Annotated in this window: 25 protein-coding genes and 3 pseudogenes; 19 read left to right on the forward strand and 9 right to left on the reverse strand. The window is 50.5% G+C overall.

Features of this window, described 5'->3' with window-relative positions; translation table 11 throughout:
- The first annotated feature begins 1 nt into the window (after position 1).
- A complete protein-coding gene (locus WMO64_RS12850) occupies positions 2-1,684 on the forward strand; it encodes a recombinase family protein (protein ID WP_349232229.1) in 1,683 nt (560 codons plus the stop codon).
- A gap of 25 nt (positions 1,685-1,709) precedes the next feature.
- Here WMO64_RS12850 and WMO64_RS12855 read toward each other — a convergent pair whose 3' ends face one another.
- The 8 genes and pseudogenes from WMO64_RS12855 to WMO64_RS12890 form a co-directional block, all read right to left on the reverse strand.
- Entirely contained in the window at positions 1,710-3,245 is a 1,536-nt protein-coding gene (locus WMO64_RS12855; RefSeq protein WP_349232230.1) for an ABC transporter ATP-binding protein, read from the reverse strand.
- Positions 3,226-4,698 (reverse strand): ABC transporter ATP-binding protein, encoded by a 1,473-nt coding sequence (locus WMO64_RS12860; RefSeq protein WP_273237154.1) that lies wholly within the window; start codon positions 4,696-4,698, stop codon positions 3,226-3,228. Before WMO64_RS12860 ends, WMO64_RS12855 begins: the two co-directional genes overlap by 20 nt.
- Complete coding sequence (locus WMO64_RS12865) at positions 4,698-5,396, reverse strand: energy-coupling factor transporter transmembrane component T family protein (protein ID WP_273237152.1); 699 nt, start codon at positions 5,394-5,396, stop codon at positions 4,698-4,700. The genes WMO64_RS12860 and WMO64_RS12865 overlap by 1 nt, the downstream gene beginning before the upstream one ends.
- Positions 5,397-5,996, reverse strand: coding sequence for an MptD family putative ECF transporter S component (locus WMO64_RS12870; RefSeq protein ID WP_148429261.1), 600 nt, complete (start codon positions 5,994-5,996; stop codon positions 5,397-5,399). It lies immediately after the preceding gene.
- Between the two features lie 60 nt (positions 5,997-6,056).
- Positions 6,057-6,674 carry a TetR/AcrR family transcriptional regulator gene (locus tag WMO64_RS12875; RefSeq protein WP_273237150.1) on the reverse strand — a complete coding sequence of 206 codons (618 nt, stop codon included), beginning with the start codon at positions 6,672-6,674 and terminating at the stop codon, positions 6,057-6,059.
- Between the two features lie 264 nt (positions 6,675-6,938).
- A pseudogene (locus tag WMO64_RS12880) lies at positions 6,939-7,322 on the reverse strand (relaxase/mobilization nuclease domain-containing protein); the annotation flags it as partial.
- Between the two features lie 153 nt (positions 7,323-7,475).
- On the reverse strand, positions 7,476-7,829 hold the full coding sequence (locus WMO64_RS12885) for a TnpV protein (protein WP_349232231.1): 354 nt from the start codon (positions 7,827-7,829) through the stop codon (positions 7,476-7,478).
- 26 nt (positions 7,830-7,855) lie between these two features.
- Positions 7,856-9,352 (reverse strand): annotated as a pseudogene (locus WMO64_RS12890) (DUF4368 domain-containing protein); the annotation flags it as partial.
- 191 nt (positions 9,353-9,543) lie between these two features.
- On the opposite strand from WMO64_RS12890, the gene WMO64_RS12895 reads away from it, so the two are divergent.
- The 11 genes and pseudogenes from WMO64_RS12895 (at position 9,544) to WMO64_RS12950 (ending at position 18,002) form a co-directional block, all read left to right on the forward strand.
- Positions 9,544-10,365 carry a ParA family protein gene (locus WMO64_RS12895; protein ID WP_349232232.1) on the forward strand — a complete coding sequence of 274 codons (822 nt, stop codon included), beginning with the start codon at positions 9,544-9,546 and terminating at the stop codon, positions 10,363-10,365.
- Positions 10,322-11,248, forward strand: coding sequence for a ParB/RepB/Spo0J family partition protein (locus WMO64_RS12900; protein ID WP_002586529.1), 927 nt, complete (start codon positions 10,322-10,324; stop codon positions 11,246-11,248). The genes WMO64_RS12895 and WMO64_RS12900 overlap by 44 nt, the downstream gene beginning before the upstream one ends.
- Positions 11,249-11,261: 13 nt before the next feature.
- Complete coding sequence (locus tag WMO64_RS12905) at positions 11,262-11,537, forward strand: DUF5720 family protein (protein WP_016147253.1); 276 nt, start codon at positions 11,262-11,264, stop codon at positions 11,535-11,537.
- A gap of 287 nt (positions 11,538-11,824) precedes the next feature.
- On the forward strand, positions 11,825-12,703 hold the full coding sequence (locus WMO64_RS12915) for a DUF6017 domain-containing protein (RefSeq protein ID WP_002586531.1): 879 nt from the start codon (positions 11,825-11,827) through the stop codon (positions 12,701-12,703).
- Between the two features lie 49 nt (positions 12,704-12,752).
- On the forward strand, positions 12,753-13,499 hold the full coding sequence (locus tag WMO64_RS12920; RefSeq protein ID WP_002586532.1) for a BRO family protein: 747 nt from the start codon (positions 12,753-12,755) through the stop codon (positions 13,497-13,499).
- 89 nt (positions 13,500-13,588) lie between these two features.
- On the forward strand, positions 13,589-14,089 hold the full coding sequence (locus tag WMO64_RS12925; protein ID WP_002586533.1) for a PcfB family protein: 501 nt from the start codon (positions 13,589-13,591) through the stop codon (positions 14,087-14,089).
- Complete coding sequence (locus tag WMO64_RS12930; RefSeq protein ID WP_002586534.1) at positions 14,086-15,963, forward strand: VirD4-like conjugal transfer protein, CD1115 family; 1,878 nt, start codon at positions 14,086-14,088, stop codon at positions 15,961-15,963. The genes WMO64_RS12925 and WMO64_RS12930 overlap by 4 nt, the downstream gene beginning before the upstream one ends.
- Positions 15,964-16,175: 212 nt before the next feature.
- Positions 16,176-16,304 (forward strand): annotated as a pseudogene (locus tag WMO64_RS12935) (Maff2 family mobile element protein); the annotation flags it as partial.
- 153 nt (positions 16,305-16,457) lie between these two features.
- Entirely contained in the window at positions 16,458-16,805 is a 348-nt protein-coding gene (locus WMO64_RS12940) for a PadR family transcriptional regulator (protein ID WP_087308777.1), read from the forward strand.
- Positions 16,802-17,467, forward strand: a complete 666-nt coding sequence (locus WMO64_RS12945) for a permease prefix domain 1-containing protein (protein WP_178280085.1) — start codon at positions 16,802-16,804, stop codon at positions 17,465-17,467. Before WMO64_RS12940 ends, WMO64_RS12945 begins: the two co-directional genes overlap by 4 nt.
- Complete coding sequence (locus WMO64_RS12950) at positions 17,460-18,002, forward strand: DUF4825 domain-containing protein (protein WP_204909268.1); 543 nt, start codon at positions 17,460-17,462, stop codon at positions 18,000-18,002. The genes WMO64_RS12945 and WMO64_RS12950 overlap by 8 nt, the downstream gene beginning before the upstream one ends.
- Here WMO64_RS12950 and WMO64_RS17155 read toward each other — a convergent pair.
- Complete coding sequence (locus tag WMO64_RS17155; RefSeq protein WP_435412072.1) at positions 17,993-18,565, reverse strand: hypothetical protein; 573 nt, start codon at positions 18,563-18,565, stop codon at positions 17,993-17,995. The two genes, WMO64_RS12950 and WMO64_RS17155, sit on opposite strands and share 10 nt — an antisense overlap.
- Here WMO64_RS17155 and WMO64_RS12960 point away from each other — a divergent pair.
- The 7 genes from WMO64_RS12960 to WMO64_RS12990 form a co-directional block, all read left to right on the forward strand.
- Positions 18,564-18,761, forward strand: coding sequence for a helix-turn-helix domain-containing protein (locus WMO64_RS12960; protein WP_204909269.1), 198 nt, complete (start codon positions 18,564-18,566; stop codon positions 18,759-18,761). The two genes, WMO64_RS17155 and WMO64_RS12960, sit on opposite strands and share 2 nt — an antisense overlap.
- Before the next feature lie 684 nt (positions 18,762-19,445).
- The gene (locus tag WMO64_RS12965) at positions 19,446-19,844 is read left to right on the forward strand and encodes a plasmid mobilization protein (RefSeq protein ID WP_033121634.1); all 399 of its coding nucleotides are present in this window, start codon (positions 19,446-19,448) and stop codon (positions 19,842-19,844) included.
- Entirely contained in the window at positions 19,816-21,441 is a 1,626-nt protein-coding gene (locus WMO64_RS12970) for a relaxase/mobilization nuclease domain-containing protein (protein ID WP_119189889.1), read from the forward strand. The genes WMO64_RS12965 and WMO64_RS12970 overlap by 29 nt, the downstream gene beginning before the upstream one ends.
- The gene (locus tag WMO64_RS12975; protein WP_005875990.1) at positions 21,431-21,817 is read left to right on the forward strand and encodes a cysteine-rich VLP domain-containing protein; all 387 of its coding nucleotides are present in this window, start codon (positions 21,431-21,433) and stop codon (positions 21,815-21,817) included. Before WMO64_RS12970 ends, WMO64_RS12975 begins: the two co-directional genes overlap by 11 nt.
- Positions 21,818-21,832: 15 nt before the next feature.
- Entirely contained in the window at positions 21,833-22,684 is an 852-nt protein-coding gene (locus tag WMO64_RS12980) for a replication initiator protein A (protein WP_020995295.1), read from the forward strand.
- Positions 22,681-23,523, forward strand: coding sequence for an ATP-binding protein (locus tag WMO64_RS12985; RefSeq protein WP_005875988.1), 843 nt, complete (start codon positions 22,681-22,683; stop codon positions 23,521-23,523). Before WMO64_RS12980 ends, WMO64_RS12985 begins: the two co-directional genes overlap by 4 nt.
- Positions 23,524-23,537: 14 nt before the next feature.
- A partial coding sequence (locus tag WMO64_RS12990; RefSeq protein ID WP_349232233.1) for a transposon-encoded TnpW family protein occupies positions 23,538-23,719 on the forward strand: 182 nt, incomplete at its 3' end.

Below are 23,719 nucleotides of genomic sequence, written 5' to 3' on the forward strand. Positions count from 1 at the left end.
CGTGAAACGAGGCAGAAAATCTTCTAACAACACATTCACAGAGAACGGCAAAAAAATTTGGAAGTGCGGAAAATACAAACGGCTTTCCAAAGAGGACGGGCACGACGTAAGTTACAGCATTGAGAACCAAGACGCCATACTGGACTACTATCTGTCCCAGCACCCGGAAATCCAAGTGGTAGGCGACTATCAGGACGATGGCCGGACGGGAACCGACAGCGACCGGGAGGATTTTCAAAGGCTTTTGTCCGACATCTACGCAAAAAAAATTAACTGTGTAATCGTCAAAGACCTTTCCCGATTGTCCAGAAATGACTATGAGTGCGGTCACTATTTGGAATATGTGTTCGTTTCTCTGGATGTTCGTTTTATCTCCGTAGAGCTTCCAGCACTGGACAGCTACTTGCGGCCCGAAGAAATCAGCAGCATTGCCACCAAGATGCAAAGCTACATGAACGACCAGCATTGCTACCAGACATCAATCAAAATCCGCAGCGTTTTGGATATGAAGCGCAGCCAAGGACAGTTTATCGGAGCTTTCGCCCCGTATGGGTATCTGAAAGACCCGAACGACTACCATAAGCTGATCGTCAATCCTGAAACCGCCCCTGTTGTGCAGGACATTTTCAGATGGTATGTATATGAGGGCATGAACAAAAACGCGATTGCAAGAAAACTGATTGATTTAGGTATTCCAAGCCCCACAGCCTATAAGCAACAGTTGGGATTGAACTATCACAATCCCCATGCGCAGACAGGCAAGGTCTATTGGAGCGACCGCACCATTGTGAATATGCTGAAAAACCCGACGTATTTAGGCCACATGGTACAAGGACGGCACCAAGTAAAAAGCTATAAGGTTCATACCATTGTCCCGATCCCGGAGGAAGATTGGTTCTGGGTGGAAAACACCCATGAGGCCATTATCGACCAAGAAACCTATGACCGGGCGCAGGAACTTTTGGAACGGAATGTGCGTACTTCCCCGAAAGCAAAAACGGTGTACCTGTTCTCCGGCTTTCTCCGCTGTGGAGATTGCAAGCGAGGCATGACGCGCCGGACTTCCAAGGGGTACATTTATTATAGCTGTAAAACGTACATTATGAAGAACAGAGGTTTATGCACCAGCCACACCATCCGGGACGAACTTGTGGAGCAGGTAGTCTTTGAAACCGTTAAAAAACAGATTGCCCTCTGTGAAACCCTTGCACAAATTATTGATGAAATCAACCAAGCCCCCGTAGTGCGTAATCAATCAACGAGGATCGAGAAGCAGCTTAAAACCAAAGAGCAGGAACTTCATAAGGTGACAAACCTTTGTGATAGCCTGTATATCGACTGGAAAAGCGGCGACTTGACGCGGGAGGAATACCACCGCATGAAAGCGAAGTTTGAAGAACAGGCCGAAGAAATCCGACAGACGATTGCTAATCTTCAAGAGGAACAGACCTTTGTTTCAAACGGTATTACTTCCGACGACCCGTACCTGCAAACTTTTTTGAAGTACAAGAACATCGACCATTTAGAGCGCGGTATTGTTGTTGCCTTGATTAAACAGATTAACATTTACGAGGGAAAACAAATTGATGTAGAATTTAACTTTGCAGACCAGCACCAACGGATTTTGGACTTTATCGAAGCGAACCATCCGAAGTTGAGTGTTGTCAGGACGGAGGCCGTCTAACCAGCGGCTTTCCTCTCCTGATTTTTCAGGCGCAAAGTTGTGTATAAAAGAACGAGGCTGTAGCCTCATCCAGTACCACCACGGGGCTGTTTTTTAAGATTGCCCTGGCAATGGCAATGCGCTGGCGCTCCCCACCGGACAGGCTCCCGCCGCCGTCTCCCACCAGCGTATCATATCCCTTCGGCAGGGCAGAAATAAATTCATGGCAGCTCGCCTGCTTTGCGGCGCTTACAATTTCTTCGTCCGTCGCCCCCGGTTTCCCCATGCGGATATTTTCCTTCACGGACAGATGAAACAGAAAATTGTCCTGGGACACATAAGCCACGGTATCCATGACCTGCGATAAGGGAATATTCCGCACGTCCATGCCGCCAATCTGTACTTCTCCGCTGTCCGCCTCCCAGAAAGAAGCGATGAGGCGCGCCGCCGTTGACTTGCCTGAGCCGGAGGGTCCCACAATCGCCGTCATCCCACCCGGTACGGCATCAAAGCTAATCTGGTGCAATACCTCCGTATTTCCATATCCGAAGCAAACATTCCGGAAAGATATATGAGAATTAGGAAGTGTTACCCGTTCCTCCGGCCGTTGCATTTCCTCTGTTTCCAAAAGCCCGGCAATCTCTTTAACCGTGGAATCCACCATGGCAAGACTGTCCGTATATTGCAGTGCCTGGATCAGTGGCTTGACTAATCCAAGGGCGAGGATCACACAGGTAATCAAAACCGGCGTTTCCAGGCTGCCCTGTATATACAGATAGGCACCTAAAGGCAATACGCCCAGCAGACAGGACGGCATAATAGAAATACCCGCCACATAAAAGCTGTTGGTCTGCTTAAACCAGGTCGTCTTTGCCGCTTCATTTTCTGTTACAGCATCCATATACCTGCCATAAGAGGCAGTGCTCTGGTTAAAAGCTTTGATGACTTCAATGCCGCCGATATATTCCACAATGGCGGCATCCATATTTTTCCCCGCAGTCAGTACACGGTCATACCGCTTTGCATAGTCCTTCATCATCCCCATGTAGCACACAAGACCAATAGGGATTGTAATCAGCGAAATCAAGGCAATGCGCCAGTCCAGGATAAAAAGATATACCATCATCAGAAGCGGGACAAGAATATTCGCTGTCAGCTCCGGTATCATGTGTGCCAGCGGCAGCTCCAGCTTTTCCACCGTATCCACCAGCAGGGTCTTGAATTTACCGGAAGGTGTATCCAGAATATAACCCATGGGCACACGGGAGAGCTTCGCTGTTAATTCCGTCCGGATATTCTTTAAAATCGTAAAAGCCGAGCGATGGCTGAGTATGGTAGAAACCGTTCCAAACCAGGTGCTCCCCAGATAGCCCAGAAGTGCGGCAAGCGCCCAGAAACCAATGGGGATAAGGTCATAATTTTGACCGCATATCTGGATCACAATCTGTGAAACCGCAAAATAGGGTACAATCCCGCACACAGAGCCAAGTACCGCCAGTAAGACAGAGGCTGCCATTTTCCCTTTGCACTGTGTTGCAAACCGCAGGACCCAACTGAATGTGTTATTTTTTTCCTGTTCCATTTCCTGCTCCTTTCATTTTTTCTAAAACCGTTCCGCGCATGGTTCCGGATAAATCATCTGATATTTTCCCATCCTCTAAGACCAGCACACGAGAGCAAATCGTCTGGATAAATTCATAATCATGGGTAATAATCAGCAGTATCTTCCCCTGTGCGGACAATTCTTTTGCAAGCCTCCCCACCTCCTGCATACTTTTTAAATCAAGCCCACTGGTGGGTTCGTCAAAAATCAATAACTCCTTTTCGCAAAGTAGACTGACCGCTACGGCAAGGCGCTGCTTTTGTCCCCCCGAAAGGGAGAGAGGGTGCCGGTCTTTGAAATCCAACAGATCAAGCCATTCAAGTGCCTTTTCAACGGCTGCGGTGTCTGGGGCTTTCACACCAAGCAAACACTCAGCTTCTACGCTGTCCGTAAACAGTTGATGCCCCACATCTTGCATAACCATGTAAGAACACTTTCTCCGCTGTTTCTCCGCGAGAGCCTTTCCCTGCAGCAATACAGTCCCACTATCATTTTTTTGTAATCCGCACAAGACACGGGCAAGCGTTGTTTTTCCCACACCGTTTTTCCCAACAACAGCAATGACTTCTCCGCCATGAGCAGTAAAACTCAGATCTTGAAAGATTGTCTGTTTTCCAAGACGGACTGATATTCCCTGCACTTCTAACTCATTACTGCTTGTTTTTGGAGCGATAGCAGTTTTCTTTACATGAGACAGGTTTCTGCACCGAAGCCCCATGGCAAGAATCTCACTTTCAGGCAATGCCTGAAAATCGGTAAGCGTCATATCCTTCAGAATTTTCCCTCCGTGCATATAAACAACACGATCTGCAACATCCATCAGATACCAGAGCCTGTGTTCCGCAATAATAATCGTTTTTCCCTGCGCTTTCACTCTTTGAAGCAGATCAGTCAGCTCTTCAATGGCTCCCATATCCAAATTAGAGGATGGTTCGTCTAAGACAAAGATTTCTGACTCCGTTGCATAAACAGAAGCAAAAGCGATCTTCTGTTTCTCACCGCCTGAAAGTTCAAAAATATTTCTTTTACGGAGTGCAGACAAATTTAATTCACGGCTGGTTTTCTCAAGGCACATTTTTAATTTCTCTTGTGGTAAGGCTCGATTCTCCAAACCAAACACAATCTCACTGTCTGTATCTGTATTAAAAAACTGTGTGCGTGGGTTCTGAAAAACAGAGCCTACATAGTCTGAAATATCCGCAATATCTGTTTTCGTTACATCCAGCCCACATACAGAAATTTCACCTGACAGTTCTCCACTGAAAAAATGTGGAATAAGCCCGTTAATCAAGCGTGTAATTGTAGTCTTTCCACAGCCGCTTTCCCCGCACAGCAAAACACATTGCCCTTTGGGAATCTCAAGAGAAACATTATGCAGCCCATTATTCTCCTGCCCGTCATAAGAAAAGGAAACGTTTTTTAAAGAAATCATCAGAACCACCCCTTTCCATTTGCCAGGAACGCAAGAAGAATCACGGTTATATACGCAACCAAAACCAGCATATCCATCACATGAAAACGAACGGTCTCCATGCAGGTACGTCTTTGTACATGATCAATGCCTCTTGTAATGGCTGCCTGTGTAATTTCATCCGATATTTTAGAAGCAGATACCAGCATGGGGACATAAACATACTCCATCGTCCGCATAGGATGGCGGAGAATCCCTGCGGCTGTTACAGGTATTCCCCGCAGAGCCATTGCATCCTTAATCGAATTCCATTCTTCCCCCATCGTAGGAAAATACCTCAGAGTGATAGAAAGAGAAATCGTGAACCCTTTCGGCAAGCGGAGCTTTCCAACCGCAGCTAAAAATTCGCTGACACGCGTGGTAGAAATAAGCAGACTCCCTAACATAAAACAGGGGATCAGCTTGCGAATGTAAACTGCAAACATATAAATAATGCCGCCAGCACTCACTGGCAATAAAGGAACAAGCCAAAGCTGAATTGCCAGTAAGGCAAGAAACAATGCTGCATATTTTAAAGACGTATAAATCTTCTTTGTACTGAGCAACAGTAAAAAAGGTAATGCAGCAAAAATACACTCAATCGTAATACTCCCGTTCAGAAAGACGGAAATACTGGTTATAGCTAAAATAAGTAATTTTGTGCGGGGATCTATCTTCATTTAAACAATCCCCGCCTTTTCAAAATGCTTTTTCAACAGTTTTTTGCCAATAAAGCCGCCAATGAAAGCACAGAGAATTGTCCCAATCAGCATCGCCGGGATGGCCCACCAGTTTGCGCCAATAGAATCAATTACACCAGCGAAAGAAGATACATCTCCTTTTTTGCTCATAAACTCGTCAAACTGCGCAGGCATAATAGCCATTGGAACATAGGCTCCCATAGGAGATAACGCAAATAAGCAATAAGCCGTCATATTTCTTTTAAAAGATTTAAATCCACCGGACGCGCAGATAAAATCTGCGATAATACCTAACACCACAAAAAATGCTGACATCATCCAGAACATCCCGGTAATGAACAAAAGAATACCCGAAATAATTCCAAGAATTGTGATAGCCCCTCTTTTAGGAATTTTTGCTATATAGAGCATAAATACGGTTCCTGTAAACAAAGCTACGATCATTGGCATGAACGGGAAAGTAATGGGCGTCATCTGCGCAATTCCACCGATGATAAATGCGACAGCCGAATAAATAAGCGAGAAGATACCGACGGAAATAAAATCCCGTGTTTGCAGTTTCTGTGATTTTTTGTTCATGATAATAACCTCCTGATTTTTTAGTTAGGTGAAGCTAACCTTTAGAGTGAAAATTAAGGCTCATTTGAGCCTTAACATGCCTTCCCAGCCGCAGTTAAAGAAAGTGGCAAGCTCATTTACATATTGAATTGCGTGTTCTCTCGTCATATCATGAGCCACCGTTTCAAAAACAGCGGTGAAATAGGCGCTTGTAATCATGTGGTGAAGTTCACGGCTGACAGTCCCCTCCAGCTTACCAAGCTGTCGAAGCCGTTCATAATAAAGTTCTGTCTGGGTAACTTCAATTTCTACCAGATCATGAATATAACTGGAGTACTTTGTTCCTTCGGAACAGCATATCACCAATTTGAAAGCATCAAAATTGTCGTAGATAAAATTGATAAAATGATTTAAATAATCTGTTGATAATTCTCTGCTTTGAGCCGCTTTATCCTCCGGAATCAACTCGAAATGTGCCTGCTGCGCCGCCTTGAACTGCTCCATCAGACCATCTGCAGGCTCGGAGACCAGCGCCTCAAAAAGCGCTGCTTTGTCCGGATAATATCCATAAAACGCCCCCTGAGTAAAGCCAGCTTCCTTAACGATACCGCGCAGGGAGGCCCCCCTAAAACCTTTAGCAAGAAACTCTTTTTTCCCAATTTCCAATATTTTATTTTGGGTTGCAGAACACTCCGTCATAAAACCACTCTCCTTATAGCAACCATATAGCATACCCGAACAGCATATCAGTGATATATATCGCTGATATATACCACTGATATAATAGCAGGTAGCATTTGAAATGTCAAGTTCATTTTTTCAAAAAAGAAGTTCGCAAGCAATGCTTGTGGCTATCCAGATAGCCCCACGCGCTTGTTGAGGGAAGTCCCCCAAGCCCCCTTGGAACACAGATTTTCAATCTGTGGCTGCGCGTTTTTGCAAACGCTTTTGACCGCGACCAGCTCACCGCTGGCCGTGGTCTTTTTCTTTTTCAACATCCTGTTCTACCTCCATTTTCAGCACTCGATCTACATTTGCCTTTGCCGTTAAAAGCTCCCGCATTTCCTCACGGGAACGCCGGTACTCGGCATAGGTCTTTTTCTTTTCTTCCAGCAATTTCGCGTACTCCGTCTGCAACTCTTTGACCTTGGGCAGCTTCTTGACGCCCATCTCATCAAAGGCCTTCTTAGCAGCTTGGTGGAGCAGAATTTCTTCCTCATGTTCCTCCCGGAATTTCTTAGAGTAACCCGCTTTACGGTATGCTACATAAACCTCACGGGTCTTGGCATAATTTACGATGTGAGTACGCAGAACAGCAATCTCTGCCATGCGCTTTTCAGCCGCTTGAAAAATCAGGCCCTTTTTTCGTGATTAGTAGGGTAGTGTCGCACTACTTTTTTTACTGAAAAATAATCCTTACTTTTCCTGCAAGACAACAATTCATTCATGTTTTGTCGTACAAGAAGTGAGCGCCAGGTGTTCTCCGGCGCTCACTTACTCCTACTGGAATACCAGCTCTATCAAAATCATTTCTTCCGCCTGTGCTTTCAGCGTGTTCATCAGTCCCACCCAGCGCATGGGGTCACGGGCTTTCAGTTCCTCGGTGACGCCTGCCGCCTCCATCATGCGGGGCAGCATGGCGTCCATCCGTTCACGCGCCGCCCGGTCAATCTCCAACAGGTGCGGGTACAGCTTTTCGCTCAATATCAAGCTGCTGTAAAGGCCGGGCCGGTGTTCCTTCAGGTAGCGTTGCCGCATACGGCCATACTTGCCAATGGGGGCCTCCGGCTGCTCGGACAGCTTCAGGTCGGGGATGTAGTAATCCCCGCAGCGGGTGTAAGTCAATTCGTTCATGTTCGTCCTCCTTTGCACTGTGATGGTTAAACTGCGGCGCTGGCCGATACGATGGCCTTGCGCGGCTCCTGCCTGGGTAACTGACTGACGGTGGTAAAAATGCCCTTTTCCATGTCCTCGGCCCGGATCGCGGCCTTTGCCGCCTCCACTTGCGCCTTGCGCTTGGCGTTGTAGCGTTCCTCCCATTCCTTCTGCTTGCCGTTGGCCTTGCGGCGCAAGTAGTTCTGGTGAAGCCTGTCCTTGCGTTCCTCCTTCTTCCGCAGTTCTTCCTGTTCCTCCGGGGTCAGGGGAACAGGCTGCAAGGCGGGTGGGATATACCGGCCCACAAAATTGAAGTAGATTTCAACCTCCTGCGTGGTGTCCTGGCTGCCTTTGCGGGCGCGTTCATGGACAAGGATTTTCTCTACAAACTCGTTGAGCATGGTATTTGTCAGCGTGTCAAAATTTTCGTACTTGTCAATCAGGGCAATAAACTTCTCCGCAGATTTCCGGCTCTGCTCATAGCCGGTAACGGCCTTTTCCAGTTCCGTGATTTCCGCATTGAGGGCTTCCTGCTCTTTGGCGTACTGTGCGTCCAGGGCCTCATACCGGGCGTCCGGCAGCTTACCCAGGGCGTTGTCCTCATAGATTTTGCAAATCAGCCGTTCCAGTTCCCCGGCCCGCTTTTGGGCGGCGGCCAACCGTTTCCGCTTCTTGGATATGTCGGCGGTCTGCTGGGCGGCCTGCGTTTCCTGGACGGTGCGGATAAACTCGGCCCGGTCATTTTTAGAATACTCCGCGATGGCCCGGAGCATATCGGTTATCAAGGTCAGGACAGCCTCGGCCCGGATGCGGTGCTGTGTGCCGCAGAGCGTTCCGCATGGGATTTTGCTGTACTGGCTGCAAGTAAACTGTGGGTCACGCTTGCCGTTATTGACGCGATGGACATACATCTTGCCGCCGCAATCGGCGCAGTACATCAGGCCGGTCAGAGGGTGGGCCTCGCCCCAGCCGTCCGGGTAACGCCTGACATTTGCCCGGATACGCTGCACATTGTCAAAGGTTTCTTGGTCGATAATGGCCTCATGGGTATTCTCGAAAATCGTCCACTCGCTTTCGTCAACATAGTGGCTTTTCTTGTCCTTGAAGTGCTTGCGGGTTTTGAAATTGATGGTGTGGCCCAGGTATTCCCGCTTTTTCAGGATGCTCACAATGGTGGATGATCCCCAGCCGTAGGGGTCTTTGACCGGCTTCGTCCTGTTTACTCCTTCGTGAAAGCGTGCCAGATGGACAGCGGGGATTTCAACCTTTGCCTCGGACAGCAGCTTGGAGATTTGATAGGGGCCGTAGCCCTCCATCGTCAGGGAAAAGATACGGCGTACCACTTCGGCGGCTTCTTCGTCCACAAGCCAGTGTTCCCGCTTTTCATCCCACAGATAGCCGTAGATAACGGTGCCGGTCAGGTGCTTGCCGCTCATGCCTTTGGATTTGAACACGGAGCGGATTTTCCGGCTGGTGTCGCGGGCGTAAAACTCGTTGAACAGAGGTTATTCGGGAAAGGGAAAGACAAACAAGCAGAAATCCAGTATTCATGCGGGTTTGCGGCGGGATGGCTCCCCAAAAGCTGAACACAAATAAGACAAGCAGCAATACAATCGCATATCGTTTCTCAGGGAGAATGTTGATTTATGTCACATTCTCCCTTTTTTTATTCCAGAAACGAGGTGATTGCAAAGTGAACACACAAATTATCACCATCGCCAACCAGAAAGGCGGCGTTGGTAAGACAACGACCTGTGCCAACCTGGGGATTGGATTGGCACAGGCTGGAAAGAAAGTGCTGCTGATTGATGGGGACCCGCAAGGCAGCCTGACCATCAGCCTGGGTCATCCCCAACCGGACAAGCTGCCCTTTACCCTGTCTGACGCTATGGGCCGTATTCTGATGGATGAACCACTCAAACCCGGCGAGGGCATCCTGCACCACCCGGAAGGCGTTGACCTGATGCCTGCGGACATCCAGCTTTCCGGCATGGAGGTTTCCCTGGTAAATGCCATGAGCCGTGAGACCATCCTGCGGCAGTATCTGGACACCGTAAAGGGACAGTATTCCCATATCCTGATTGATTGCCAGCCCTCCCTGGGGATGCTTACGGTCAATGCCCTGGCAGCCGCCAACAGAGTCATAATCCCCGTCCAGGCGGAATATCTGCCCGCCAAGGGTTTGGAACAGCTGCTCCAAACAGTAAATAAGGTAAAGAGGCAGATTAACCCCAAGCTCCAGATTGACGGCATCCTGCTGACGATGGTGGACAACCGCACCAACTTCGCCAAGGAGATCGCCGCCTTACTGCGGGAGACCTACGGCAGCAAAATCAAGGTGTTCGCCACCGAGATTCCCCATTCGGTCCGGGCAAAGGAAATCAGCGCCGAGGGCAAGAGCATTTTTGCCCATGACCCCAATGGCAAGGTGGCCGAGGGGTACAAAAATCTGACGCAGGAGGTGACGAAACTTGAAAAGCAGCGCGAAAAAAGTAGAGCTAGCATCGGTAGATGACCTGTTTTCCACCGAGGAAAGCCGTGCCGACGCACAGCGGGAACGGGTGCTGGAAATCCCGCTGTCTGAGCTGCACCCTTTTAAGAACCATCCGTTCAAAGTCAAGGATGATGAATCCATGATGGAAACTGCGGACAGTATCCGACAGTATGGTGTGCTGGTTCCGGCGATTGCAAGACCTGACCCGGAGGGCGGCTATGAACTGGTAGCCGGACACAGGCGGCACAGAGCCAGTGAACTGGCTGAGAAAGAAACCATGCCGGTCATTGTCCGGGATTTGGACGATGACGCTGCCACCATCATCATGGTGGACAGCAACTTGCAGCGTGAAAGCCTGCTACCCAGCGAAAGAGCTTTTGCCTACAAGATGAAACTGGAGGCTGTAAAACACCAAGGAGCCAGAACAGATTTAACTTCGGCCCAAGTTGGGCCGAAGTTGACTGCGGCAGAAAAAATCGCAGAGAACAGCCCGGATAGCAAGTCGCAGATTAAGCGATATATCCGTCTAACGGAGCTGATTCCCAAACTGCTGGATATGGTAGATGAAAAGAAAATCGCCTTTAATCCGGCCTATGAGCTGTCGTTCCTGAAAAAAGAGGAACAGGTGCAGCTTTTGGACGCGATGGACAGCGAACAGGCCACACCTTCTCTCTCCCAGGCTCAGCGGCTCAAGAAATTCAGCCAAGAGGGGCATTTATCCATTGATGTGATGCGGGCCATTATGGGCGAGGAAAAGAAAAGCGATCTGGACAAGGTGACATTCACCTCAGACACCCTGCGGAAGTATTTTCCCAAGAGCTATACTCCGGCAAGGATGCAGGAAACCATTATCAAGCTGTTGGAACAGTGGCAGAAAAAACGCCAACAGCAACATGAACGCTGAGAAAGGAGCGCCTATGAGGGATATTTCAGCCCGTGAGTTGAAAGGACACAACATTCTTGCCGTGGAGCGTTTTCAGGACAACACCCGCCGAATGATCGAGTTTTCTGTCCTGCGTTCCTGTGCCTACGGCAGTCCCGGTGATGAAACGCGGCTGTTTCTTACGGAGGACGGCTATCAGGCTGCCCTCCTGAGCCAGCAGCATCGGGAAATCAAAATCAAGCGGTATGCCCGTGTGATTGAGGGACATATCCTCGATTTTAAGCCGGACAAGCGCCGCCGCCACTCATAAACAAATCATTACTGCGAAAGGAAAGGATTGAAATGTGTACTGTAAAGGAAATCCGGGAAGCAATCCGGGAGGATTGCCATTCCCAGCATGATATGGAATCTATGGAGATTGACCGTGTTCTGCAAACTCTGCCATTCTCTCAGGGAAATGACCTGTTGGATAAACCGCCCATTCCCAAACGCCCCTACCGGCGCAGAAAAAGTGAACAAAACAGCTGACTGCCACAATTCTTTTTACAGGATTGTGGCTTTTTTCATATCCTGAGAAATTTGGAAGGAGTGAGGTCAATGGCCGTATTTCGCATTGAACGAACCAGAGATTATACCGTAATGAGCAATCACCATTTACGCAACGGGAAACTGTCCCTGAAAGCCAAGGGGCTGCTTTCCATGATGCTGTCCTTACCGGAGGACTGGAACTATACCACCAGAGGGCTTGCCGCCATCTGCAAAGAGGGCGTGGACGCTATCGGCGGCGCGCTGCGGGAGCTGGAAACTGCCGGGTACATTGTCCGTCATCAGCTACGAGATAGGCAGGGTCGGATCAGTGATACCGAGTATGTCATCTACGAACAGCCACAGCCGAAGAACCCGGATACGCCACAGCCGGATACGGCTTCACCAGATACGGGAAAACCGGATATGGACAAACCGGATACGGAAAAGCCCGCAGAATTAAATATAGAGAAATCAAATACTCAAAAATCAATTACTCATGGATCAAGTACCGATTCCATTCCCTTCCGGGAGAAAACGGCGGCAAGACCGCCGGAACGGAAAGGAAGGGATGCGATGTCTGTCTCCGAGATAGAAAGTTATCGGGATTTGATTTTAGAGAACATCGAGTATGACTACCTGTGCAGGGAGTTTGCCACCTATCGGGAGGATTTGGACGAGATCGTGGAGCTGATGGTGGAAACCGTCTGTGCCAGACGCAAAACCACCCGGATTGCAGGCAGCGACTTCCCCCATGAGGTGGTGCGCTCCCGTTTTTTGAAGCTGGACAGCGAACATATCCGGTTTGTCATGGACAGCTTGCAGAAAAACACCACCGAGGTCCGCAACATGAAGCAGTACCTGCTGACGGTGCTGTTTAACGCACCCACCACCATCAGCAACCACTACACTTCACAGGTTAATCATGATATGAACGCAGGCGGCTGGTAAGGCCGTCTTTTTTCATCCCACAACAACGACTTTTACAGGAGGTTACGCTATGAACCAGATGGAAATTTTCAAAAACCCGGAGTTTGGTTCTGTTCGGGTCATCGAAGAAAATGGCAAATACCTGTTCTGCGGTTTGGATGTTACTGCCGCACTCGGTTACAAAGATTCGGCTAAAGCACTGAAAGCGCACTGTACTTCCGATGGGTGGGCGTTTTACCCACTCATCGACAACGTGGGCAGAACCCAGCAAACCCGGTTTATTTCGGAAGGAAATCTATACCGCTTGATCGTTCACAGCAAACTGCCCTCTGCGGAACGATTTGAACGCTGGGTGTTTGATGAGGTGCTGCCCTCTATCCGCAAGCACGGGGCCTACATCACCAGAGAAAAGCTGTGGGAGGTTGCCACTTCCCCGGAAGCCATGATGAAACTCTGTTCCGACCTGCTGGCAGAACGGGAGGAAAATGCGGCGCTGCGGGAGGAAAACGCCATGCTGGAGGGCAAGGCAGCCTTTTATGACCTGTTCATTGACCTCAAGCACAGCACCAATCTCCGTACCACCGCCAAGGAACTGGTTGTGCCGGAGCGCCGGTTTGTCCGCTTCCTGCTGGAACAGCGGTTTGTGTACCGCGCCCCGTCCGGGAATGTACTGCCTTATGCAAAGCCCGCCAATGATGGCCTGTTCACCGTCAAGGACTACTGCAACCACGGGCATACCGGCTCCTATACGCTGGTAACGCCCCAGGGCAAGCTGTATTTTGCCCAGCTGCGGGACAGCATCCTGCTGATGATATGATTACCCGGTATCTTTTGCGGCGGCTGGTGGTCCCGCCTTAGTAAAATGCACCACCCCTGCAAATTTTCACAGGAAGGAGGCGTTACCCCATGCAGGAAGAAGTGGAAAACAGGACTTTGACGCTGGTAGTCAACGGCACAAAGTTCACCGGGCGGCTGTTTAAGGCCGCCATTTGTAAATACCTTGCCCACTGCAAGGAAAAGAAGCTGCAAAAGCAGAGAAGCCGGGACGCGCCTGTGAAGCCCCAGGGTAAGCAGACGGTCAAGCAGCTCATTGGTCAGAACCAAGGCGTTTCCAATATCGAAATCACCGATCCTTCCATCAAGGAATTTGAAAAGATTGCCCGGAAATACGGTGTGGATTATGCGGTAAAAAAAGACCGCAGTACCTCCCCGCCCAAGTACCTGATCTTTTTCAAGGCACGGGATGCGGATGCGCTGACCGCCGCTTTTACCGAGTACACCGGCAAAAAAGTGAAAAAAGCAGAGAAAACAGAACGTCCGTCTGTGCTGGCAAAGCTGAATCAGTTCAAAGAGCTGGTCAAAAATGCCGTGGTGGACCGCACCAGGCGAAAGGAGCTGGAACGATGAAAAAGCAGCTTGACATCAAAAAGCTCCTGATTTTGAACCTGCCCTATATCCTGATGGGCTTGTTTGCCACCAACTTCGGGGAAGCATGGCGGATGGCGCAGGGCGCGGACGCTTCTCAAAAGGCGCTCTCCCTGATTTCTGTCTTGCCGGTGGCGCTGGCAAGCTGGTGGCCCAGCCTGCACCCGTTGGACCTGTTGGTGGGAATCTGCTGCGGTGGTGGTCTGCGGCTGGCGGTATATCTGAAAAGCAAAAATGCGAAGAAATACCGCCACGGCATGGAGTATGGTTCCGCCCGCTGGGGAACACACGAGGACATCGCCCCTTATGTGGACCCGGTTTTCCAGAACAATGTGATTCTGACGAAAACCGAGAGCCTGACCATGAACAGCCGCCCCAAGGACCCCAAGACGGCGCGAAATAAAAATGTGCTGGTGATCGGCGGCTCCGGTTCCGGTAAAACACGGTTTTGGCTGAAACCCAACCTGATGCAGATGCACAGCTCCTATGTGGTGACAGACCCCAAAGGTACGATTTTGGTGGAGTGCGGCAAGATGCTCCAGCGCGGTACGCCGAAAATGCGTCCCAAGCTGGGCAAGGACCATCAGCCAATAAGGGACCGGCATGGCAATCCGGTTTATGAGACCGTAAAGGACAAAAACGGCAAAGTGGTCTATGAGCCGTATCGAATTAAGGTTCTCAATACCATCAACTTCAAGAAGTCCATGCACTATAATCCTTTTGCCTATCTGCACAGCGAAAAAGATATTTTGAAGCTGGTCACGACTTTAATAGCGAACACCAAGGGAGAAGGCAAAGCCGGGGACGATTTCTGGGTCAAGGCAGAAACGCTTTTGTACTGCGCCCTCATCGGATATATCCACTACGAGGCCCCGGTGGAAGAACAAAACTTTGCCACTCTCATCGAGTTCATCAACGCGATGGAAGTCCGGGAGGACGACGAGGAGTTCAAGAATCCGGTGGACCTGATGTTTGACGCACTGGAAGCGGAAAAGCCCAATCATTTTGCCGTCCGCCAATATAAAAAATACAAGCTGGCGGCTGGCAAAACTGCAAAATCAATCCTGATTTCCTGCGGTGCGCGCCTTGCCGTGTTCGATATTGCCGAGCTTCGGGAGGTCACTTCCTACGATGAGCTGGAGCTGGACACTCTGGGAGATCGGAAAACTGCCCTGTTCCTCATTATGAGCGATACGGACGATTCCTTTAACTTTCTGATTTCTATGTGCTACACCCAGCTGTTCAATCTGCTCTGCGAAAAAGCCGACGATGTGTACGGCGGGCGGCTGCCGGTCCATGTGCGCTGCCTTATCGACGAGTGCGCCAACATCGGCCAGATTCCCAAACTGGAAAAGCTGGTGGCCACCATCCGAAGCCGTGAGATCTCCGCCTGTCTGGTCTTGCAGGCGCAAAGCCAGCTGAAAGCCATCTACAAGGACAACGCCGATACCATCATCGGCAATATGGATACCTCCATTTTCCTGGGCGGCAAGGAGCCGACTACCCTCAAGGAGTTGGCCGCCGTGCTGGGCAAGGAAACCATTGACACCTACAACACCGGAGAGAGCCGTGGGCGGGAAACTTCCCACTCGTTCAACTATCAAAAATTGGGGAAAGAGCTGATGAGCCAGGACGAACTTGCCGTTATGGACGGCGGCAAGTGCATCCTCCAGCTGCGCGGTGTGCGTCCTTTCCTTTCGGATAAGTACGACATCACCAAGCACCCCAATTTCAAATACACAGCCGACGCAAGCGACAAGAACACTTTTGACATTGAAGCGTTCCTGTCCACCCGGCTGAAACTCAAGCCCAATGAGGTCTGCGACGTGTACGAAGTAGATACTCAGGGCGCTTAAATCTGTTCCGCTATGAAAGGAGTGGTCTTATCTATTCGCCGCAACTGCCCTTTTGGGGCCATTGGCGTACAAGGCGGACAATCACCAAAAAACAATGAAAAAAGGAGGACAGCCGGAATCACCCCCCGGAAACCGGGCGGCGGATTGTCCGGCTTTTGTATGCCTATGAACGACTGAAACTTTATCAAAACGATTCCGGCTAACAATGATTTATGGAATTTTTCAATGAAGCGATCAATGTGTTGCAGACCCTCGTGATTGCCCTTGGTGCTGGTCTTGGCGTATGGGGCGTTATCAACCTGCTGGAAGGTTACGGAAACGACAACCCTGGTGCAAATGCTCATGTACGGTAAAGTAGCACTATAATATTACAGACAACCGCCCTACTATTTCGTATAACGCAGGGATAGAAACAAGATTACATAAGCAATTTGTGAAATAGTACATTGACACACATAGTAATGTCGGATATAATGTGCATGGAGGTGAAGCAAATGCCGGAGCAGAACATCAACAGCGATTTAATCCGTGGGCATATAGATACCATAATTCTTAAAATATTAAGAGATGGCGACAATTACGGCTACGAGATTATGAAAGCTGTATCCATGAACAGCAACAATGAATATGAATTGAAAGAGCCGTCTTTATATACAAGCCTAAAGCGTCTTGAGAAACAAGGCCATATTGTTAGCTATTGGGGCGACCAATCGCAAGGCGGGCGGCGAAAGTATTATCATATTACGGACAGCGGTAACGCCGCCTATGAAAAAGCACTTTCGGAATGGCTGCATGCAAAAAAAATTATTACTATGCTTCTGCAAGGAGGTAAGGACGAATGATAGATTTACAAAAATATGTTGACGGCTTATTCCGGCACCAGCGTTTAACGCCGGAGGTAAAAGACCTAAAGGAAGAAATATTGAGCAATATGATTGCAAAGCGGGACGATTTGATTGCACAGGGATTGAGTGCAGAAAAGGCAACCGAGAAAGCAAAGGAAAGTTTGTCAGCGATTGATTATCTGATAGACGGAAATCAGCTTACCGATGTTGGCAAATATCATTTGGAATGTATGCAAACACTATTGCTCAACTGTATTATTTTTTGGATTTTTTCCTTGCCGCTTCTCTTTACCCATTATGCGCTAACCAGTTATATCGGGCTTTTATGTGTTATCATTTCTGGCTGCGCTTACATTCTGAGCAAAGATAAAAAAGAAAAAGTCATTGCTTTTCTATCGCTTTCAGCGAGTGAACACAGAAGAAAAGTCGCATGGACTATTTGGAGTGTATTTTTTCTTGTAGCTGTCGGAACGATGGCAGCGTTGACATTTGGAAGTGATATTTGGTTTGGCAGACCTCTGAATATTACAGGCCCATATCAAATGGCAAATATTGCAGTACGGTTTTATCTGCCGCTATTGACCATTATCATTCCTATTACAATCAGCAGTTTTTCAAAAATACTGCTGAAATGCAGAAAGGGGCATGAAGATGAATAAGAAAAGTAAAATTATTATCGGACTTCTCGCTGTTGCAGTTGTTTTGTTCTGCGTAATCCAGTTTTGGATTATTCCCGCCAATCAAGCAAGACAAGAAGCTTACGCCCAAAATCAGACGGACGCTTTAACACATGACATTTCTGCGATTGAAGATTATAAAACTGCATATTTGGGGGACGCGAACAATGTTAGAGACTTATTTGGAAATTTACCATTAAACAATATTCCAAGGCAGTTTGAAATCAATTCTGATGACTGTACTTTAACAGTGAACTATCTTGATACTGTTTGGAACATCGGAGAGGATAAGGTACAAAGAGATTTAATCTATAATACCGTTGCGGCTATGGCGGCGATTGATAATTTGTCGGGAATAACCTATAACTTTTCCGGTGATAGCTATTCCTTTGAACGAACGCAAATTGAAGATATATTCGGCGCTCCCTTGTCAAATCTGCTTGAACAGGAGAAGTGGAGCAACGATGTACAAGACAAACTAAAGGATACGGATTTTGTTGAACAATTTTATAAATAGCAAAGCCAGCCGAGCCAGTCAACGGTCAAGATGAACGGCGCATATGCGCCGCCGTTGACAGCCCCGCCCGCCTTTGCAGACAGGCAATCAAGGGGCGACAGCAAGGAGTGCTGCCGCCCCGCACTATTATGAGAGGGGGAATTTCCATGACCGAAAATGAAGCCTACAAAGTGCATATCCAGTACACCTTTAACTCCTTTTGCAAGGTTGTCATTCGTCACGCCGCCATAGATATAATTTTGAAGCTGCGCCGGAGGTGGGAACGGGAAGTTTCCCTTGACTATCTGATGAATGAGAAGTTTGTCCAGCTTGTCGAGCCAGAACAGCTTGAAGAATATCTTTTTACCGCCTGCGGCCAGACCGCCGTTCTGTACCATGCGGAACTTGCCGCCGCCCTTGCCCTTTTGCCGGAGCAGGCACAGGAAGAAATTTTCCGTTACTACTTCCTGCGCCAGCCGCAGCGGGTGATCGGCGTACATATCGGCCGGACGCGCAGCACAGCGGGGCGGCATATCCAGCTTGCCTTGAAGCTGCTGCGGCAGCTTATGGAGGGAAAACGCCATGAGTAAACTTCTCCCCTATGAAACAATCGTCAAAGCCCATGAGGGCGACCCGGACGCAATCGACACCGTTCTTTCCCATTACGCCGGATATATCCGCTACTGTTCCAAAGTACACGGGCAAGTCAACGCCGAGGTTGAGGAATATGTGAAGCAGAAGCTAATTGCCGCGCTGTTCAAGTTTCGCTTTGACCGATAAGCCTTAAAACTGAATATCCAGCCGTCCATCGGCGGCCAGCGAAAGCAGTAAGTCTGAAAAAGATTTGCTGCTTTTTTGTTGCCCGGCTCCGCTCCCGGCCATTTTGCCCTGGTCAGATTGTAGTAGTAAGTGAGAGGGTAATTTTTCTGCTCCGGCGTTTGGCATTTTTGATTTTTGCCCGTAGTAAGAAGCAAAGAGAAAATTTCCCGTTTCGTTTGGCGAATTTCAAAACGCGATGGTGTGGGGAGTGAAAGGAAAAATTCTCTGCCCCGCCGGTTGCCAAAATCCTGTTGCCCGCATTACAGAAGCAAAAGAAATTTTGAGAAAATTTCCATCCAGCGGGTAGCTGGCGGCTTTTGAAATGTATCTTTAGCGGAAAGGAAAAAAGACCGCCCACAGCGGGCCGCAAGTCCTGTTCTGTCCGTTCTATGTACGAAAAAACCAGACTGGGGCAGTCTGCGGCAGTTACAGAGCAAGTTTCTACCACGGTGCCAAAATCCGCAATTCTGCGGTTTTGCCCCTCGCGGGAAACTTGTTGGGGAGTGCCTTCCCCAAACCCTGCTATGGCGGCTTGCGCCGCAAAAATATTTCCGTCCGGCAGGCCATTTTTTTGCGAGAACTGCCCCGGAAATACCTAACAGACCAGCCTATTTTTTGTGATAAGTGAAAGGAGGTTTACAGCCTATGCCGAAGCGATACAACACACCCCACCGCAGCCGCGTTGTGAAAACCCGGCTGTCCGAAGAAGAATACGCCGACTTCACAGCGCGGCTTGCGCCCTATGGTATCAGCCAGTCCGAATTTCTCCGGCAGGCGATACGGCGGGCGACTATACGCCCCGTAATCCATGTGTCGGCGGTCAATGATGAACTGCTCTCCGCTGTTGGAAAGCTGGCCGCCGAGTATGGCAAGATTGGCGGCAACCTCAACCAGATTGCCCGGTATCTGAACGAGTACGGCGTACCCTATAACGCGCTGTCCGGCGAGGTACGCGCCGCCATAGCCGACCTTGCCGCCCTCAAGTATGAAGTCCTCAAGAAAGTAGGTGACGCAGTTGGCAACACTCAAGCATATCAACTCTAAAAACGCCGACTACGGAGCCGCCGAACAATACCTGCTGTTTGAGCATGACGAGTTTACCATGAAGCCTGTCCTTGATGAAACCGGCAGGCTTATCCCCCGCGAGGACTACCGGCTGTCCACGCTGAACTGCGGCGGGGAGGATTTTGCCGTTGCCTGTATGCGGGCAAATCTCCGCTATGAGAAGAACCAGCGGCGGGAAGATGTGAAAAGCCACCACTATATCATCAGCTTTGACCCACGGGACGGCCCGGACAACGGCTTGACCGTAGACCGGGCGCAGGAGTTGGGCGAGAAGTTTTGCGCCGAGCATTTCCCCGGCCACCAAGCCCTTGTATGCACCCACCCGGACGGGCATAACCACAGCGGAAATATCCATGTGCATATCGTCATTAACAGCCTGCGGATTGAGGAAGTGCCGTTCCTGCCCTACATGGACAGGCCAGCCGACACGAAAGCCGGTTGCAAGCACCGCTGTACCGACGCGGCCTTGCGCTACTTCAAGTCCGAAGTCATGGAGATGTGCCACCGGGAGGGGCTTTACCAAATCGACCTCTTGAACGGCAGCAAGAACCGCGTCACAGACCGGGAGTATTGGGCGCAGAAAAAGGGACAGGCCGCACTGGACAGGCAGAACGCCCCCATGATTGCAGGCGGTATCACGCCCCGGCAGACCAAGTTTGAAACGAACAAGGAGAAGCTGCGGCAGACCATACGCGCCGCGCTGTCTACAGCGGCCTCATTCGAGGACTTTTCCTCTCTGCTGCTGCGGGAGGGCGTGGCCGTCAAGGAGAGCCGGGGGCGGCTTTCCTACCTTACGCCGGACAGGACAAAGCCCATTACCGCCCGGAAGCTGGGTGACGATTTTGACCGCGCCGCTGTCCTTGCCGTTTTGGAGCAGAACGCCGCCAGAGCCACAGAAAAGGCCGCGGCCATACTCGAATACCCCCGGCGTGGGAAAACCGGCATACAGCCCACAAAAGCCCCTCAAACCGCCCCGAAACAGGACGGTGTGCAGCGGCTTGTGGACATTGAGCAGAAGAAAGCCGAGGGCAAAGGCCGGGGCTATGAACGCTGGGCGACCATGCACAACCTCAAACAAATGGCCGCGACGCTGAATGTGTATCAGGAATACGGCTTCACTTCCCCGGAGCAGTTGGAAGCCGCCGTTGATACCGCCTATCAGGAAATGCGCCAGACCAGCGGCAAGCTGAAAGCACTGGAAACGAAGCTGCAAGGGAAAAAGGAGTTGCAGCGGCAGGTACTTGCCTACGCCAAGACCAAGCCCGCCCGCGACGGGCTGAAAGCGCAGAAATCCGAGAAAGCCCGCGCCGCATACCGGCAGGCACATGAGAGCGATTTTATCATAGCCGACGCAGCCGCCCGGTATTTCCGGGAGCATGGCATTACCAAGCTGCCCGCCCGGAAAGCGTTGCAGGACGAGATCGAGCAGCTTGTTTCCAAGAAATCCAGCCTGTATAACACCTACCACGAACAGAAGCAGCGGTACACGGAGTTGCAGACCGTCAAGCGGAACATCGACCAGATTTTGCGCCGGAGCGAGCCGCACCGCAGAAAGGAGCAGAGCCATGAGCGATAAGCTGCCCCGCATGGACTACCGCCAGCACCGGCGGGCGCGGCGGCTGGTGCATGAGTGCTGTAACTACGACGGGGGGAACTGCCTGCTGTTAGATGACGGGGAGCCTTGCGTGTGTGTCCAGAGCATTTCCCTTTCTCTCATGTGCCGGTGGTTCCGTGTGGCTGTCCTGCCCCTTGACGAGGAACTGGCCGCCGCCCTCTTGTATCGGGGGAGCCGGAAACGATGTGCCGTCTGCGGCGCGGCCTTTGTCCCCAAGTCAAACCGGGGAAAATACTGCCCGGACTGCGCCGGACGCATGAAGAAAATCAAAGCCGCCGAGCGAAAGCGGAAACAAAGGCATAAATGTCACGCTTTAGAGCCTTTCAAACCCGCATAAATCAAGGCTTTTTTCGTGGGTGTCAAAGGGTGCGCGATACATTTATCCTTTTCCACCGGAAACGCCGTCCTAATGCGTGACAAACTGCCAAAATCAACCCGAACACAGGGAGGTGATACTATCGCTGATTATATCATGGCAGACACGCCGCTGCCTCTCTTTCTGCCTTATCCCCGTTTCCTGCTGAAAATGGAGATTTCCCAGACCGCCAAGCTGCTGTATTCGCTTCTGTTAGACCGCTCAACCCTCTCACAGAAAAACAAGTGGCAGGACGACAAGGGCAGGATTTATATTATCTATCCCATCGCGGAGATAGCCGAAATACTGGATAAAGGCAGCACCACCATAAAGGGGGCGCTTAACGAACTGGACATGGCGGGGCTTTTGGAACGGGAACGGGGCGGCTTCTCCGCACCGAACCGGCTATATGTGAAAGTGCCACGTGTGCCACAGGTACAGTTTTCCGACCAACTGATGGCCGGAAAACCGACCCTCACAGAGCCGGAAAACCGACCTACTGATGGTCAGAAAACCGACCTTATGATGGTCGGAAAACCGTCCCCTAACCAAACTACTATAAACAACCTTACAGAGAACCAAACAATGGGAGCGAGTGGGGAGCCGCCCGCAGCTTTTGGCAGATACCAGAATATTTTCCTGTCAGAAACAGAATACGCAGAACTGAAAGAGGACTACCCCGACAGGCTGGAACGGTTCATTGAGGAATTGAGCCAGTATATCGCCGCCACCGGGAAAGATTACCGCAACTATGCCGCCGCTGTCCGTATGTGGGCAGACCGGGACAGAAAGGGAGCCGCAAAACAGGGCGTCCCCGATTACTCATTCAAGGAGGGAGAGAGCCTATGAACACCACATTTTCAGAAATGATTGACAGATTGACCGCCACCACCCCGGAGCCGGAGGACTACACCGGCGAGGACGGTTTACTGTACTGCGGCAAGTGCCATAAGCCGAAAGAAGCCTATTTTGCGCCGGACAAGGCCGCTGTCTTTGGCCGTGACCGCCACCCGGCAGAGTGCGACTGCCAGAGAGCCGCCCGTGAGGAACGGGAAGCCGCCGAGAAACGACAAAAGCACCTTGACACCGTAGAGGACTTGAAACGCCGGGGCTTTACCGACCCCGCCATGCGGGACTGGACTTTTGAGAACGACAACGGCCAGAACCCGCAGGCAATCCGGGCGCGCAACTATGTGAAGAACTGGGAACGGGCATACGCCGGGAATGTGGGCTGCCTGTTCTGGGGGAGCGTCGGCACCGGCAAGAGTTACCTTGCGGGCTGTATCGCAAACGCCCTCATGGAGAAAGAAATCCCCGTCTATATGACGAATTTTGCCCTTATCCTCAATGACCTTGCCGCCAGCTTTGAGGGCAGGAATGAATATATTTCCCGCCTTTGCCGCTATCCGCTGCTTATCCTTGACGACTTCGGCATGGAGCGCGGGACAGAATACGGGCTGGAACAGGTTTTCAATGTGATTGACAGCCGTTACCGCAGCCGCAAGCCGCTGATCGTCACGACCAACCTCACGCTTTCAGAGTTGCAGCACCCAAAAGACACCGCCCATTCCCGGATTTATGACCGGGTGCTGGAAATGTGTCCCCCGGTGTGCTGTACCGGCGGCAATTTCCGCAAAAAGGCCGCGCAGGACAAGCTGGGGCTTTTGAAAGAACTGATGAACGAGTGAAAGGAGTATTGCCTATGGCAGATAACAAGCAGCACGACACCCGCACCGCCCGCCGCCCCGACTGCGTGACGGAAATCCGCATGGGCAATTCCGTCCTTGTCGTGTCCGGCTATTTCAAAAAAGACACTACCACCACCGCCGCCGACAAAATGGCGCGGGTACTGGAAGCGGAAGCCGCTGCTACACAAAAACCGGC

Origin of the sequence: Pseudoflavonifractor intestinihominis, from assembly GCF_040096055.1 — a bacterium.
GTDB lineage: Bacteria > Bacillota > Clostridia > Oscillospirales > Oscillospiraceae > Pseudoflavonifractor > Pseudoflavonifractor intestinihominis.